The organism is Pseudomonas sp. 67(2021) (genome assembly GCF_017491835.1).
Classification (GTDB): Bacteria; Pseudomonadota; Gammaproteobacteria; order Pseudomonadales; family Pseudomonadaceae; genus Aquipseudomonas; species Aquipseudomonas atacamensis.
Window position 1 is genome coordinate 66344 of sequence record NZ_JAFGYL010000004.1, and the last position, 14907, is coordinate 81250.

13 protein-coding genes are annotated in these 14907 nt (G+C 57.5%); 6 read left to right on the forward strand and 7 right to left on the reverse strand.

Annotated elements, in window-relative coordinates:
- Positions 1-77: 77 nt before the first annotated feature.
- The 5 genes from J5M66_RS07425 to orn form a co-directional block, all read right to left on the reverse strand.
- On the reverse strand, positions 78-1064 hold the full coding sequence (locus J5M66_RS07425) for a hypothetical protein (RefSeq protein ID WP_207809636.1): 987 nt from the start codon (positions 1062-1064) through the stop codon (positions 78-80).
- A gap of 340 nt (positions 1065-1404) precedes the next feature.
- Complete coding sequence (locus tag J5M66_RS07430) at positions 1405-3927, reverse strand: hypothetical protein (RefSeq protein ID WP_207809634.1); 2523 nt, start codon at positions 3925-3927, stop codon at positions 1405-1407.
- Between the two features lie 177 nt (positions 3928-4104).
- Entirely contained in the window at positions 4105-5139 is a 1035-nt protein-coding gene (locus J5M66_RS07435; protein ID WP_207809633.1) for a hypothetical protein, read from the reverse strand.
- A gap of 175 nt (positions 5140-5314) precedes the next feature.
- Positions 5315-5929 (reverse strand): trimeric intracellular cation channel family protein, encoded by a 615-nt coding sequence (locus tag J5M66_RS07440; protein WP_177421648.1) that lies wholly within the window; start codon positions 5927-5929, stop codon positions 5315-5317.
- A gap of 102 nt (positions 5930-6031) precedes the next feature.
- Complete coding sequence (gene orn / locus J5M66_RS07445) at positions 6032-6574, reverse strand: oligoribonuclease (RefSeq protein WP_110644898.1); 543 nt, start codon at positions 6572-6574, stop codon at positions 6032-6034.
- Positions 6575-6681: 107 nt separating this feature from the next.
- Here orn and rsgA point away from each other — a divergent pair, with 107 nt between their 5' ends.
- The 3 genes from rsgA to J5M66_RS07460 all read left to right on the forward strand — a co-directional run bounded on the left by rsgA (position 6682) and on the right by J5M66_RS07460 (position 9471).
- Positions 6682-7713, forward strand: coding sequence for a small ribosomal subunit biogenesis GTPase RsgA (gene rsgA / locus J5M66_RS07450; RefSeq protein ID WP_024011360.1), 1032 nt, complete (start codon positions 6682-6684; stop codon positions 7711-7713).
- Positions 7714-8026: 313 nt separating this feature from the next.
- The gene (locus tag J5M66_RS07455) at positions 8027-8986 is read left to right on the forward strand and encodes a caspase family protein (protein ID WP_207809631.1); all 960 of its coding nucleotides are present in this window, start codon (positions 8027-8029) and stop codon (positions 8984-8986) included.
- Positions 8986-9471 (forward strand): toll/interleukin-1 receptor domain-containing protein, encoded by a 486-nt coding sequence (locus J5M66_RS07460; protein WP_016771960.1) that lies wholly within the window; start codon positions 8986-8988, stop codon positions 9469-9471. The genes J5M66_RS07455 and J5M66_RS07460 overlap by 1 nt, the downstream gene beginning before the upstream one ends.
- A gap of 58 nt (positions 9472-9529) precedes the next feature.
- Here the strand turns inward: J5M66_RS07460 and motB are convergent, their stop codons facing one another.
- Together motB and motA are read right to left on the reverse strand one after the other, a co-directional pair.
- Positions 9530-10576: a flagellar motor protein MotB gene (motB, locus tag J5M66_RS07465; RefSeq protein WP_041480740.1), complete on the reverse strand. Its 1047-nt coding sequence runs from the start codon at positions 10574-10576 to the stop codon at positions 9530-9532.
- A 3-nt stretch (positions 10577-10579) separates the two neighbouring features.
- Positions 10580-11431: a flagellar motor stator protein MotA gene (gene motA, locus J5M66_RS07470; RefSeq protein WP_016771962.1), complete on the reverse strand. Its 852-nt coding sequence runs from the start codon at positions 11429-11431 to the stop codon at positions 10580-10582.
- Positions 11432-11597: 166 nt separating this feature from the next.
- On the opposite strand from motA, the gene J5M66_RS07475 reads away from it, so the two are divergent.
- Genes J5M66_RS07475 through asd form a run of 3 tightly spaced genes read left to right on the forward strand, consistent with a single transcriptional unit; the run spans position 11598 to position 14873 of the window.
- Positions 11598-13136 (forward strand): HDOD domain-containing protein, encoded by a 1539-nt coding sequence (locus J5M66_RS07475; protein WP_207809629.1) that lies wholly within the window; start codon positions 11598-11600, stop codon positions 13134-13136.
- A gap of 42 nt (positions 13137-13178) precedes the next feature.
- The gene (gene rhdA / locus J5M66_RS07480; RefSeq protein ID WP_110602719.1) at positions 13179-14003 is read left to right on the forward strand and encodes a thiosulfate sulfurtransferase; all 825 of its coding nucleotides are present in this window, start codon (positions 13179-13181) and stop codon (positions 14001-14003) included.
- A 9-nt stretch (positions 14004-14012) separates the two neighbouring features.
- Positions 14013-14873 carry an archaetidylserine decarboxylase gene (gene asd, locus J5M66_RS07485; protein WP_207809626.1) on the forward strand — a complete coding sequence of 287 codons (861 nt, stop codon included), beginning with the start codon at positions 14013-14015 and terminating at the stop codon, positions 14871-14873.
- Positions 14874-14907 lie beyond the last annotated feature (34 nt).

Below are 14907 nucleotides of genomic sequence, written 5' to 3' on the forward strand. Positions count from 1 at the left end.
TGAATCGTCCTTTTATTTCCAGACTCAGAATTTGGCAGTCAACACTGGCCAGCGAAGTACGCTGACCAGACAAGAAGTCAGACAAGTCGCTTCATTGACCGCTTGGATTGATCCAGAATAAAAGTGAGCTGCTTTTTATCACCATCGATACTAAGCCGGTGTTCCGAACCGAATTCATCGATCACGGCAAATTCGAAGGCGCTATCACTTTCCCGCGCCGCTTGCGGGTCAGCGGAAACATACTGAACGAGCGTCAACTGTCCAGGCACTTTGTTGATAGGTACGGTGACGTAGCCATGGGGACTGCGAAATGTTGCCTGCAGGCCATATATAGGCGCCATATATCCATAGAAAGTTTTGCGACTACCTTGTTCACCGGGAATATTCCCGGACACATAAACCTGCACCGCATCTTCGGAATCATAAGGATCAAGTTTCACTTCACTGCTGTACCAGTCAAGAAGGTGAACCTGCCTGCCATCCGCTCGCAGGCCAATATGATAGTGCTGAACCCACTCATACAGGCCCCGATTCTGTTTCTTGTCATACTTGCTCAACGAAAAGTCGCTCAGCGAGTACTCTTTAGGCGGAATCGCCTCCAGCGTGACACTGCTGTCGAAACCAACCCCATTACTTCGCAATACCGCGCCGTTCAAGGAAATCTCGGCAGCCACTTCCATGATTCCAGGTCGGGAAGCCGAAACCCAGAATTGTAAAATCTGTACCGGATCTACGGCGTCGCTGATCCGGTTGTCAATGACCCGCGGGACTTCTGTCAGCCGCGTTGCGCCGCCCGACATTTCGTGAGCGTAACGATTTTCCTGAATCGATACATTCCATTCTCCCTCCAATGGGCGAGCACCGTTATAGGCAATAAGCCGCAGTGACTGCAATGCGGGATGTCCGTGCAACGATACGCCGTCGCCATTGTTATCGATCCCGTGTAGAAGCACCAACACACGCACCTGCATGCGACCGTTGGCATAAAGCACTTTGTGCTGACCATGATTCGTGGTGTCGAGTTTTACCTCTATACGGGATATACCTACTTCCTCGCTAAACATTTGATAACACCTCAGCTGATTAATATATTTCACCCCTTAAGGGCTCAGCAGAGTATTAACATCGAACCTGAATATAAGAAGTCGCGACATTTGACATTTTGTGAAGTAGTAATCTTTCAACATCATCATGAATATTTCACACAGATGCTAACAACTTCAAAAAATGCGATCTGAATGTTACGCACTTCAACACTAAACCTTCGACCCCTTTGATTCTGCCCAAGATGGCCTGTTACCCCTTCCGAATTCACTCAAACCGAATCAGAAGGGGAGTTAGCGAGTAGTTTATGTTTGCCAAATCATGTTAGCAGCGTGATCGACCCGTTACTTTCGAAAACACCTAGTTGCTATCTGAACCTGTTGAAAATCCGCTTTCCGATGAATCACTTTCGGAATCAACGTCTGAAACTGCCTCGGCCGTTTGGATTTCTACCTTCCGGTCCATACTGGAATTCGCAAGATACTGATTAATCCGCCGCATTGACTCGTTACTCAGCGGATTATTCAATAAACCAACGTATAGGTCTTGCGTATCCGGAATATCGAACAGATCGTCTCCTATGTGCGAAATATTATTACCCTGTAACGCCATGACACGAAGGTCTCCAAGCCTGTCTATACCGGAGGGCAGGCTGTAAAGATTTGCATTATATAGCATCAACTCGGTTAAACCTGTCATGAAGCCTACATGCGGAGCAACTGTGAGAGGGTTGTTGGCAAGATTCAACAAAGTGAGCGTCTCGATCCTGGACAAACCTTCAGCCGTGGCTTCAGATAATTCAAGCGAGCAATCGTTCAGCACAAGCTGACGCAGCTGGCGCATCTGGAATATCCCTGACGGAAAGTCCTCCATTTTTATGCCAGTGACCACCAAATATTGCACATTGGGAAAACTGTCAAAAAAAGCGCCCATGCGTGCGCCTGGCTTTTCCACAGTCAGTATCAACTCTGTTACGTAGTCGAACCTGGCGGATAGCTTTGGTAACTCTGCGGAAAAATCGACATGATGGGAAAAATGATAGTCACCGAACCCCCACCTCGAAACCGACTTGCGCTGCCAGATATCCTGCAGCTTTGCGCTGAACCGCTCGCGAGCCAGCCGTTGCTCTGCGGTTTGCGGTGCGCCCTGCGATGAATCCGTGCGGGTCGACAATCCTTGCGCACTCCAGATCGCCAACTCATTGCGCAGTGTTGCCAATTCTGTCTCCAGGCGAGCCAAGACCCTGGCTGGGTCCGACTTCAGACGGTCGGAAATGAACATGGCCAGTTCTTGTTCGGCAAGCTGCGGATAAAGATCACGGACACGCTCTTCAACGGATTTTGTCAACGTCGGGTTGACATCGCCGCCGCCTCGCAGCCCCGCTTGTACGTATTGGGCGCTGGCCGGAACAGCCGTTACCTGCACCGGTGCAAACTCCAGCAATTCGCTCACGCGTTGGCGCGACGGCAATGGCTGTGCACGTACCAGCTGCCGCAGAGCCGCACCACCGCCCTGCGCTACACCGAGCAATTGGCGCTGCTCGGGCAGTAAAAGGAGCCAGACGGCGGCATACAGATCCGTCCGACCTTGGGGTGACGGGACGCCGCTGAGCTGGATAACGTAGCCTTCATGCTGACGAATAAATGTGTGACGCACTGGCGATCGAGCATCGCCAATAGCACTCAATAACTCACCCTCTGACGCTTGCCGACGAATCTCGATACGAATCTGTCGCGGCCAAAGATCAAGCTGCCCGATCATCTGCAATGCCAGCAGATCACTGTCCAGACTGGCTACCGAATCCAGATAGATTCCTGCGCACGCCCTGGCGAGACGCACCTCGCGTAGCGCCACCAGCGTCTTTTCTGCCATGTGCCTCGGCATTCCCGGCCGCAGGCGCAAATGCATATGGTCGGCGGTACTGGCCTCTCGCCACAACGCCTGAGCGATGATCTTGGGCAGGTCGGGAAAAATCCGTCGCATCAGCAATGTGTTGGCATCGCAATCAAGTTCGAACGCCCGCTCACTCTGCTCAAAAAGCAAGGCGCTGGATTGTTCGATAACGCGCTCGCTCAGATCATCTGCCCGTGGCGGCAACAAAGCCTGCAGTTGTGAATCAGCCTGCGCACGCACGGTCGGATCGGAATGTTGCACTTGGGTGATGAACAGCTGGATCTTTTGATCGAGGGCAAAACGTCTCGCTGTGTCCTGCAGCAATGCCAGCGAGGTGGGATGAATCTCGGACCTGTGCACTATCGTTGTGTTTACGCCGCTCACTGCGAGCATGCGTTTGATCATCAATGGAGAAAAATCTTCTATTGAATATTCCGCGCCGGTAAGCAGCTCTGCCGCACGTTTGTGTTCGGAATAGACAGTTGCAAGCGGGTTGGTCGACTCAGGGTCGTCCAGCGGGTGCCACAACCGGCCCTCGCTGTCAGGCCTCAATAGCGGACCGGAAGGATGCAGTTCTCTGGCATGCGTGGCGCGAAGCAGACCGCTCTCAGCGTCTCGGACCACTTGTACGATGTGATTATCAGCGACGGCAACATACTGGCGATGCTTCAAGGTTTTGATACCCAGTGCAACGGACTCATCGAGACCCTCTTGTGAGGGTATCCAGTAGCTTTCCAGGGGATCTTGTGCAGAAAACCTTGGGAATTCGTCGAATGTGGAATACGTCGTGGTCGTGCTCACATTGACACCAGGCGTTATCGCCAGCGGATCTGATGAAAATTGCGAATGCAGCGGTTCCTGATGATGTGCAACAGTCAAATGCGCCACTGTCGAAGACGAGGACAACGGTCGGTGGGAGACATCGATGCTGGAATCGGAGGGTTTGGTTGGGACAGATACAGGTTTGATCTTCGGCGGTTTGCCAGTCATGATCGCTCATCCTTGAGAGGGGGTGCGCTGGCCCCACAGAGTGCAGGGCCAACGCGAGTCATCAGAAAAGCACTTTCGTGCATATGCCTGATCATCGACATGGCAGCTTATCTGCAGTCGAAATGCCAAACGCATATACATCTACTACATTCACCGACATTGCATCAGTGAACGAACTCAGCCTCGTTGAAGATATAAATTACGCTCGTGAAAATTCACGCGGATTGCCAGTTTATGCTCAGTACCATATTCATCGATCGCGATGAAATGGAGGACGCCACCATATTTTTGTGGCCCGGTGCTTTTCGAGTATTCAGATAGAGCCTGGACGATGGTCAACTCCCCGTCGCTTTGAGTATTTACGTGATAATGCTTCGAGTTCCATGTTTGCGCATCACTGGTGAAAGTGTATGCAAATGGATCACCCCTGTCAGGCAAAGAGACGACGACACTGGATGTTTCGGGACGCACGAAAATGCATTCCATGTAATTTGTTTTTATTTCGTTAAGCCGGTTACCACCCGCAAAATCGTAATCCTTGCCCTCTTCTGCCCCCTCTGCAATCCAGTCGACCAGCCGGATCTGCTTCCCACCCGGGTACAGTCCCAAATGGTACTTCCAGATACGGTTACCGGGCGACTCATTACCAATCCTGGTCTGGTACAACCGAAATACTCCGTCTACACCATATGTCGAAGGCGTTTCCGCTTCTACAGTCACGCTGCTGTAATGAACACTGGCAGGCGTGGTTCCGTTACTGAGGATCGTCTCGCCATTCACGGACAGGCGCGCACCGATCTCAGTCGTTCCGGCGCTCGATGAGGAAACCCAGAACGTACGAACCTGTGGATGAACGCTGTCATTCTCAAGATCATCGTCGTGCCTGTCTTCGGCGTCAGGTGCAGGACGTGCCTCACGCGTAAACCGCCCTTGGACTGAGCTCGCGACCCAGCCATCGCGCAAGGTCTTGCCGGTCGCGTAATGAATAAGCTGGATGCTTTCCATTACATCTGCGGGTACATGCATTGCGTTGCCGTCGGCGTCCACTCCGGCAACGAGTACTTGAACTTTGACCTGCATTCGGCCATTAGCGACAAGTGCCCTGCTTTGAGTATTATTACCGGCATCAAACTTGACTTTTAAACTGGACAGCCCCGCCAGAGTGGGCGGATTGTCATTTTGATTATCTGTAACATCCATGCTTTCACTCAAAATGCAGCTCCTTTGTAAGAATATAGTTTGGTACTGACATCGAAAATATGTCAGCGAAAAAACTACATACCCATCAAGCAAAGATCAAAGTGAAAAGTGTAAGAAATATGCGCGCGTCAGTCACAAATAACATATTTGCCATTAATCAACTTCAATGACAAGGACGCACGATCAATCATTGTTCGTCGTTATAAACGAACTTCGGCATTTCCCAATGAAAACGAATGGCCAGCAGACGCAACAGGAATCCGCCAAACAAAGTGATCAGAATGGCTTGTTCACCTGGCACATTGAGATAAAGACACAACATGTAGCACCACGCCGCAGCAAATGAGACGCTGGCGTAAAGTTCGCGGCGAAAGATCAAGGGAATATCGTTGCAGAAGATATCGCGAAGAATACCGCCAAAAACGCCGGTGATGACTCCGCTGACGGAAGCCACCAACATGCCGTGACCCATTTCCAGCGCCGTCATGCAACCGATCAAAGTAAATGCCACCAGTCCAACTGCATCGAGCACCAGAAACAGCGAGCGCAGGTGGCGCATCCAGCGCGCAGCGAATACGGTGAACATCGCTGCCACCGAGGTCAGCACCAGATATTCCGGATGTTTGACCCAGGTCAGCGGGTAATGCCCGAGCAACACGTCGCGCACCGAACCGCCACCGAGCGCGGTGATGCAGGCGATCAGCACCACGCCGAACCAGTCCATGCCTCGTCGTCCGGCGGACAGCGCGCCAGTCATGGCTTCGGCGGTAATGGCGATCAGATAGAGCATCAGCAACATGATGGCAGTCCAGGCAGGAAGGCGCGCAGTCTAGCCATTTCAGCGCCGCACCAGAAGAGGGCGCGCCTTTCGCAAGCAGGCTCGCGAAGGCGTAAAGCCGCTCCCTCAGAACTTGATGAAGTGCTTGCGGTAATGCTGCAACTCGGCGATCGATTCGCGAATGTCGTCCAGCGCCAGGTGCGTGCTGCCCTTCTTGAAGCTGTCGCGCACGTCCGGAGCCCAGCGTGCGGCCAGTTCCTTGAGCGTCGAGACGTCGAGGTTGCGGTAGTGGAAGTAGCTTTCCAGCGCCTTCATGTGGGTATAAAGAAAGCGACGGTCCTGGCAGATGCTGTTGCCGCAGATCGGCGATTTGCCCTTCGGCACCCACTTTTCCAGGAAAGCAATGGTCTCAGCTTCTGCCTCAGCCATGCTGATGCGGCTTTCACGTACACGCTGGGTCAGGCCGGAATTACCGTGAGTGCGGGTGTTCCATTCGTCCATGCGCGCGAGCACTTCGTCGCTGTGATGGATGGCGATCACCGGGCCTTCGGCCAATGTATTCAGCTCACTGTCGGTGACGATGGTGGCCATTTCGATGATGACATCGTTGTCCGGGTCCAGACCGGTCATTTCCAGGTCGATCCAGATCAGGTTCTGCGGGTTTTGCATATTCGGGCTCCTAGGCAATGCTGCGCAGTTTAGCCTAGGCCGGTGGCCGGGCGTGCTAAACTCGCGGCCGTTTTACCTAATCGCTGCATTCTTCAGACGGAACACCCATGGCCAAACGCCAACTCAATCGTCGTCAAAACTGGCGCATCGAAAAGATTCAGGGCGAGCGCGCCGCACGCGCCGCCAAACGCGAGTCCTCGGCGGTCGAGGCCCTCGAGGGCGGCGACCTTGGCCCTGAGCAGCACGGCCTGGTGATCGCCCACTTCGGTGTGCAGGTCGAAGTCGAAGCTGTTGACGGCGAACTCGCCGGCCAAGTGTTCCGCTGCCACTTGCGCGCCAACCTGCCAGCGCTGGTCACCGGCGACAAAGTGGTCTGGCGCGCCGGCAACCAGGGCATCGGCGTGATCGTCGCGCAACTGCCGCGCAGCACCGAACTGTGCCGCCCTGACAGCCGTGGCCAGCTCAAACCGGTTGCTGCCAACGTCGACATGATCGTCATCGTGTTCGCGCCGCTGCCCGAGCCTCACGCCAACCTGATCGACCGCTATCTGGTCGCCGCCGAACATGCCGGCATCCGCCCGCTTTTGCTGCTGAACAAATTCGACCTGATCGACGAGCAGAACGCCCCGGCGCTGAACGCGTTGCTGGCGGTGTATCGCACGCTGGGTTATCCGGTGCTGGAAGTCTCGGCGCACCACGGCGATGGCATGGAGCAGCTGCAAAAGCAGCTCGACGGACGCATCAGCGTGTTCGTCGGCCAGTCCGGCGTCGGCAAGTCGTCGCTGGTCAACAGCCTGCTGCCTGAGGTCGAAACCCGCGTCGGACCGTTGTCGGAATTGTCCGGTCAGGGCACGCACACCACCACCACTGCGCGGCTGTTCCACTTCCCCGGTGGCGGTGAACTGATCGACTCCCCAGGCATTCGCGAATTCGGTCTGGGCCACGTCAGCCGCGCCGACGTCGAAGCCGGTTTCATCGAGTTCGACGACCTGCTTGGCACTTGCCGCTTCCGCGACTGCAAGCACGATCGCGAACCGGGTTGTGCACTGCTCAAGGCCCTGGAAGATGGCCGCATCCAGCAGCAACGGATGAACAGCTATCGCTCGATCATCGCCAGCCTGCCTGAAAACGGCTATTAAACAGCCACGCCGGCAGCCCTACGCGATGGGCTGCCGGTTGTCGGACTGCGTCTGACTCACCTCTCCTCCTCTTAAACGTCAGCTTCTTCTGTAGGCACTTGCACGACTGCTTGCAGGACCTTTCTGTTTTGCCGCGCAGACCTTGTAGGCCTGAGCCAGCGGCCTACATTTCTTTCCTCCTTCGCTCACAGCGACCATCGAGGAAAGCCATGCCAACCTGTGTTTTGTTCATCATCCATTCGTCTCGCGACGCCCGCCCGTGCAATACCCACAGAATCCCCGGCGCGATCCGCCTGCACAAGGCGGTGTGACCATGCGCAAAGGATTGTTCATCGGTATCAACGATTACACGCATATCGGCGGGCTCAGCGGCTGTTGCAACGACGCCATGGCCATGGCTTCGGTATTGAAAAGCAACGCCAACGGCGACCCCAACTTCAAAAATGTCGTACTGACGTCTGCCGAGGATTACCTGAGCCGGGAAAAACTCGAAGACCAGATCCGCGAGTTGTTTTCCGGCGACTGCAACGTCGCTCTGCTGTATTTCGCCGGTCATGGCGGTTTCGATGCCGACACAGACGAAGGCATGTTGATCCCGCAGGACTACCGCAACGCCCAGAACGGCATCCGCATCAGCGACATTATCAACTGGGCGGACAAAGCCACGCGGATCAAAAACAAAATGATCATCCTCGACTGCTGCGAAAGCGGTTCGGCCGGCGAAGTGCGCGCCCTGCGCAGCGAGAGCAGCATGGTCAGCGAGGGTATGACGATCCTCACCGCCTGCAAAAAAGCCGAGCCGGCGCTGGAGGGCGCGCAGCACGGCGTATTCACCGGCCTGCTCCTGCAAGCGCTGCATGGCGGCGCGGCGAATATCCTCGGCAAAATCACCCCCGGCAGTCTGTATTCCTTCGTCGACAACGCCCTCGGTGCCTGGGAGCAGCGTCCGGTGTTCAAGACCAATGTGTCGCAGTTCATTTCCCTGCGCGAAGTCTCGCCGCTGATTCCCAAGGAGATCCTGCGCAAATTGCCCGACTGGTTTGCCGAAGCCGAATCGGTCTTGCCGCTCGACCCCAGCTACGAACCCACCGAAAAGGCGTTCGTGCCTGAGCACGGCGAGGTCTTCGCCCAGTTGCAGAAGTGCAACCGCCACAGCCTGATCGAACCGGTCGACGCCGAGCACATGTACTACGCCGCCATTCACTCGACCGGCTGCCGCCTGACGGCACTCGGCGCCTATTACCGCGAACTCGCCCTCAAAGGACATTTCTGATGCCAGTCTTTATCAGCTATCGCCACATGGATCGCGCCCATGCGATCGCCATCAACACCCGCCTGACCCAGGCGAAGATCAGGACTTACCTCGACGTGCTGGATCCGGAATCGCAGACCACCGATGACATTACCGGGGTCATTACCCGCAACATCACCGAGTGCACGCATCTGCTGGCGGTGGTGTCGGAGAAGACTGCGCAGTCCTGGTGGGTGCCGTTCGAAATTGGCGAGGCGACGATCAGTAACCGGCGGATCTGTACGTTCAAGACCGGACCGGCGCAATTGCCGATCTATCTGGACAAGTGGCCGAAGCTGAGCACGGCCAGCGATCTGGATTTCTTTATCGATGCGTATCGTGATGAGGTGTCGAACAAGCGGTCGATGGCGCTGGATTCGATCAGCGAATCGGTCAAAGGGGCTTACAAGCGCGATGCAGAGATGTTTCATGAACAGCTGAAGAACCGGATTCGTCGGGGATTCTGAGACTGTGCCGGCCTGTGATAGCCACAAAAAAGCCGACATCACTGTCGGCTTTTTTCACTTACTGCTTCGGCGCAGGCGCTGGCGCCGCCCCACCCGGCTCGGCCGGTTTCGGCGCCGCATCGTCAAACAGATTCAACCGCTCGCGCAACTCGTGAGCCGGCACTGGCTGTTTGTCCGCCGGCAGCGCATTCGGATCAACCGGGGCTGCCGGAGCAGCACCGTTCTGACCTTGATCCGCCGGTTTCGCCGCCTCAGGCCCCTGCGCACCTTCGATGGCGGCCTGGGCTTTCTTCGTCAGCACGACAATATCGATGCGGCGGTTGACCGGGTTGAACGGATTTTCCCGATCAAACAACGCCGACGAGGCATAACCGACCACCCGCGCCACCTGCGCATCCGGATAGCTGCCCGCGACCAATGCGCGACGCGCGGCGTTGGCACGGTTGGCCGAGAGTTCCCAGTTGCCGTAATCGCCAGTGCCAATGTACGGCTTGGCGTCGGTGTGGCCGCTGATGCTGATCTTGTTCGGCACCGCTTTGATGGTGTCGGCCATGGCCAGCAGGATGTCTTCAAAGTACGGTTTCAGGCGTGCGGATCCGGAGTCGAACATCGGCCGGTTCTCGGCGTCCATGATCTGGATGCGCAAACCGTTCGGGGTGATTTCGAAGAGGATCTGATCCTTGAACTTCTGCAGTTGCGGGTTCTCGTCGACCTTGTTCTGCAGTTCTTGCAGGAGCAGTTCGAGACGCTCCTTCTCGACCTGCTCGGCCATGCCTTCAACCTGATCGGTGTCGACCGTGACCTTGTCCGGTTGCGGCTGCGACTTCACTTCCGGGTTGAGGGTGTTTTCCGGAGCCAGGGTCGGTGTACCGCCGAGGTCGATGATGTACGGCGTGCCGCTTTCGGAGAAGCCGACCGGGTCCTTGAAATAACCGGCGATGGCGATCTTCTGTTCCGGCGTAGCAGTGGACAGCAGCCACAGCACCAGGAAGAACGCCATCATCGCCGTGGCAAAGTCGGCGAAGGCGATTTTCCACGCCCCGCCGTGGTGCCCGGCGGCAATGCGCTTGACGCGCTTGACGATGATCGGCTGATTATTTTCCATGACTTAGCGACCGCGAACCGCTTGTTCCAGCTCGGCGAAGCTTGGACGGTGCGCCGGATACAGAACCTTGCGCCCGAACTCGACCGCCAGCGACGGCGGCATGCCGGACGCCGAAGCCACCAGCGAGGCCTTGATGGCTTCGTAGACGTTGAGCTCTTCCTTGGCATCGTGGGCCAGGGAATGTGCCAGCGGACCGAAGAAACCGTACGCCGCGAGAATACCGAAGAAGGTACCGACCAGTGCCGCACCCACGTGCAGACCGATCGACGCCTGGTCGCCCTCGCCCAACGAAGCCATGGTCACCACGATACCGAGTACCGCCGCAACGATACCGAAACCGGGCATGCCGTCGGCGATGCCGTTGACCGCGTGCGATGGGTGCTCGAGGTCTTCCTTGAGGCTGTACAGTTCCATGTCGAACAGGCCTTCCAGTTCGTGCGGAGCCATGTTGCCGGAGGACATGATGCGCAGGTAATCGCAGACGAACGCGGTCATGCGTTCATCCTTGAGCACCGCCGGGTACTTGGCGAAGATCGGGCTCGCGGCGGCATCTTCGATGTCGCCTTCGATCGCCATCATGCCTTCGCGGCGGCTCTTGTTGAGGATCTCGTAGATCAGCCCGAGCACTTCCAGATAGAAGGTGTGGGTGAAACGCGAACCGAACATGCTCAGGGATTTCTTGAGCACGTGCATCGTCATGTAACCGGGGTTGGCCTGGAGGAACGCGCCAAGGGCCGCACCACCGATGATCAACACCTCGAAGGGCTGGATCAGGGCGGCAATCTTGCCGTGGGAGAGCACGTATCCGCCGAGCACGCTCGCGAATACGACGATGATGCCGATAATTTTAGCCATAGGTAGAAGGTACTTGTTTAAGTCGGGTTCAAGGTCATATTCGGAAGTTAAAAAATCTCTTCTTCTACTTATCGGCAAAACTGCGCCAGACTATAGCCAGTTCAGGCGAAAAGCCAATTTAGCCCATGCCGGGCGCGTCTACAGTCAGTGAAGATCTCGTCCAGACATGGCTAATGAAACGAACATTCCACACGCACAACCGACCACCCTCCAGGCTTGGGTCAAGCTGCTCGACAGCTTTCGCCTGCCCGTACCACAAGAGGCTCACGACAAAGTCTGCCGGGCGATCCGCGACAATCGCAGCTCGCTGCGCGACATCGCCGAGTTGATGCAGGACAGCCCGGCGCTGGCCTTGAGCATCATCCGTGAGGCGAATCGTCACACCCACGGCACCATGGCCGCGCCAGCGGAAAATCTCGAGGTGGCAATCAATCGCCTGGGCCTTGCGCGCACCGAAGAATTGCTCGCGCGCCTGCCCGCCGAACCGCACCGGCAGATCCCCAAGGCTTTGCGCCAATTGCAGTTAATCAGCCAACACGCGACACAGCAGGCCAACGGCTTTTTTGCCAGTCGCCTGGCGCGGCTGTGGCAGGACATCCACTGGGGCAGTCTGCTGTTTTTGTCGCCGCTGTGGCCGTTGGCGCTGACCTATCCGCAGTTGCTCGAAGAGTGGGAACTGCGGGTGATCCACAAGGGCGAGTCGGCGCGTGTGGTCGAAAAGCAATTGTTCGGCGTGCGCCTGTTGAAAATTGCCGAGGCACTGGTCCAGGCCTGGCATCTGCCGATCTGGGTCGAGCAAGGCTACAAGTTGCTGCTCAGCGAACAACGCGAACTGGTCAAAGTGCTGCGCATCGCTCGTGACAGCGAGCACCCACTGCGCCAGCAGAATCGCCTCGACGAGGATCCGACGCTACGCCGCTGGCTCAATCAACCCGCCAATACCGTGCTGCTCGCCAACGGCCTGGCGCTGTCGGCGCAACAGGCCTGGGACAGTCCGCACAGCAAGCGCTGGCAGTACCTGACCAGCCTGTATCTGCAGATTTCCATGGACGAAGTGCAGCAACAGTTGCACCAGCAAGCGGCGAACAGCGCGCGTCAGCATGCAATGCCCGATCTGTGGCACCCGGCGGTTTCGCTGATCTGGCCGTGGGGCACTCGTCGCTTGCCGGCCGGCATGCTCCCGGCAGCAGCGCCGAACGCGGATGATCTGGGCCAGTGGCGTCGGCAATGCGCCGAACTGCTCGCCGAGCCCAGCCGCTTCACCAATGCCATGAGCCTGACCGTCGCCGCCCGCGAGGCACTGGTGGCCAGCGGCATGCGCCGGGTCATGATTCTGATGGCCGACCGCACGCACTCGACCCTGCGCGTGCACCAGACCGCCGGGTTGCCGAAGGATGCGGCGGCGCTGAGTTTTGTCGTCAGCCAGAGCAAAGTCCTGCAACGCCTGCTCGCTCAGCAGGCGCAGGTGCGGATCTCGCCGGAGAACAATGCGCAATTCTCTGCCTTATTGCCAGCGAGCCTGCGCACGCTGTTTCGCGGCGAGCACTTATTCTTGCGCTCACTGGTGAATAACGGCCGGGTGATCATGATCGTCGTTGCCGATCAGGGCGGCGGGCCGTTCGCCGACATCACCGTACAAGCCTTCGGCAAAACCGCGCAGTGCATCGAAAAAGCCCTGCACAGCTTTAGCAGCCGTGGCCAATGAGCCTGCGCTACAATCCTCCCCTTTGTGCTCTGGAGACCTCACATGTCTGACTTCTCTGGCTTGCCGCTTGTCATCGAGCCGAGCGACCTGCTGCCGCGTCTGGAGTCCCCGGAACTGATTCTGGTGGACCTGACCAGCCCTGCCCGGTATGCCGAAGGTCACTTGCCCGGCGCACGTTTTGTCGACCCGAAACGCACCCAGCTCGGCCAGCCACCGGCGCCCGGGCTGATGCCGGCGAAGGCCGATCTGGAAGCGTTGTTTGGTGAACTCGGTCATCGCAAAGATGCGGTCTATGTCGTGTATGACGATGAGGGCGGCGGCTGGGCCGGGCGTTTCATCTGGCTGCTCGATGTCATTGGCCACGACAAGTACCACTATATAGACGGTGGTCTGCCGGCCTGGCTGGCGGACGGCATGCCGATGTCGATTCAGGTGCCGGCCGCCGTCGGTGGCCCGGTCTCGCTGACCCTGCACGATGAACCGACCGCCACCCGCGAATACCTGCAAAGCCGTCTCGGCGCCGCCGATCTGGCGATCTGGGACGCGCGTGGGCCGCTGGAATATTCCGGCGAGAAAGTCCTCGCCGCCAAGGGCGGACACATCCCCGGCGCGGTCAATTTCGAATGGACCGCCGGCATGGACCAGACTCGTCAGTTGCGTATCCGCAGCGACATGCCGCAGATCCTCGAAAACCTCGGGATCACCAAGGACAAGGAAATCATTACCCACTGCCAGACCCATCACCGGTCGGGCTTCACTTATCTGGTGGCCAAAGCCCTCGGTTATCCGCGGGTCAAGGGCTACGCCGGTTCCTGGGGCGAATGGGGCAACCACCCTGACACGCCAGTCGAGATTCAAGGTTTTTAAGGACAACTAATGAAAGAGCGTCTGTTTATCCTCAGCCAGTACCTGCTGCCGCATCACCTGCTGTCGCGCCTGGCCGGCTGCATCGCCGAATGCCGTGTGCGCTGGTTCAAGAATGCCTTCACCCAATGGTTCGCCAAGCGTTATCAAGTGGACATGTCGCAAGCACTGGTCGAAGACCTGACCGCTTACGAGCACTTCAACGCATTCTTCACGCGTGCGTTGAAAGACGGCGCGCGTCCACTGGACGAAACTCCGGGCGCGATCCTCAGCCCGGCCGACGGTGCGGTGAGTCAGCTCGGCCCGATCGAGCACGGTCGCGTGTTCCAGGCCAAGGGCCACAGTTTCAGCGTGCTCGAATTGCTCGGCGGTGATGCGGCCAACGCAGCGCCATTCATGGGCGGCGACTTCGCCACCATTTACCTGTCGCCGAAGGACTACCACCGCGTGCACATGCCACTGGCCGGCACCCTGCGCGAAATGGTCTACATCCCGGGCCGCATTTTCTCGGTGAACCAGACTACTGCCGAAAACGTCCCGGAGCTGTTCGCCCGCAACGAGCGCGTGGCGTGCATTTTCGACACCGGACGCGGGCCGATGGCCGTGGTGCTGGTCGGCGCGATGATTGTCGCTTCGATTGAAACCGTGTGGGCCGGTCTGGTCACCCCACCGAAGCGCGAGCTGAAAACCTTCCGCTACGACGAAGCCGCACGTGCACCGATTCATCTGGAAAAAGGCGCGGAACTGGGGCGCTTCAAGCTCGGTTCAACGGCGATCGTGCTGTTTGGCCCGGATCAGGTGAAGTGGGCCGAAGAGCTGGTGGCCGGCTCGCCAGTGCAGATGGGCCAAGGTCTGGCGCTGCCAAAAGCGTGACCCTGTTTGCGGAAGCAGCCGAGGCTGCTTCCGC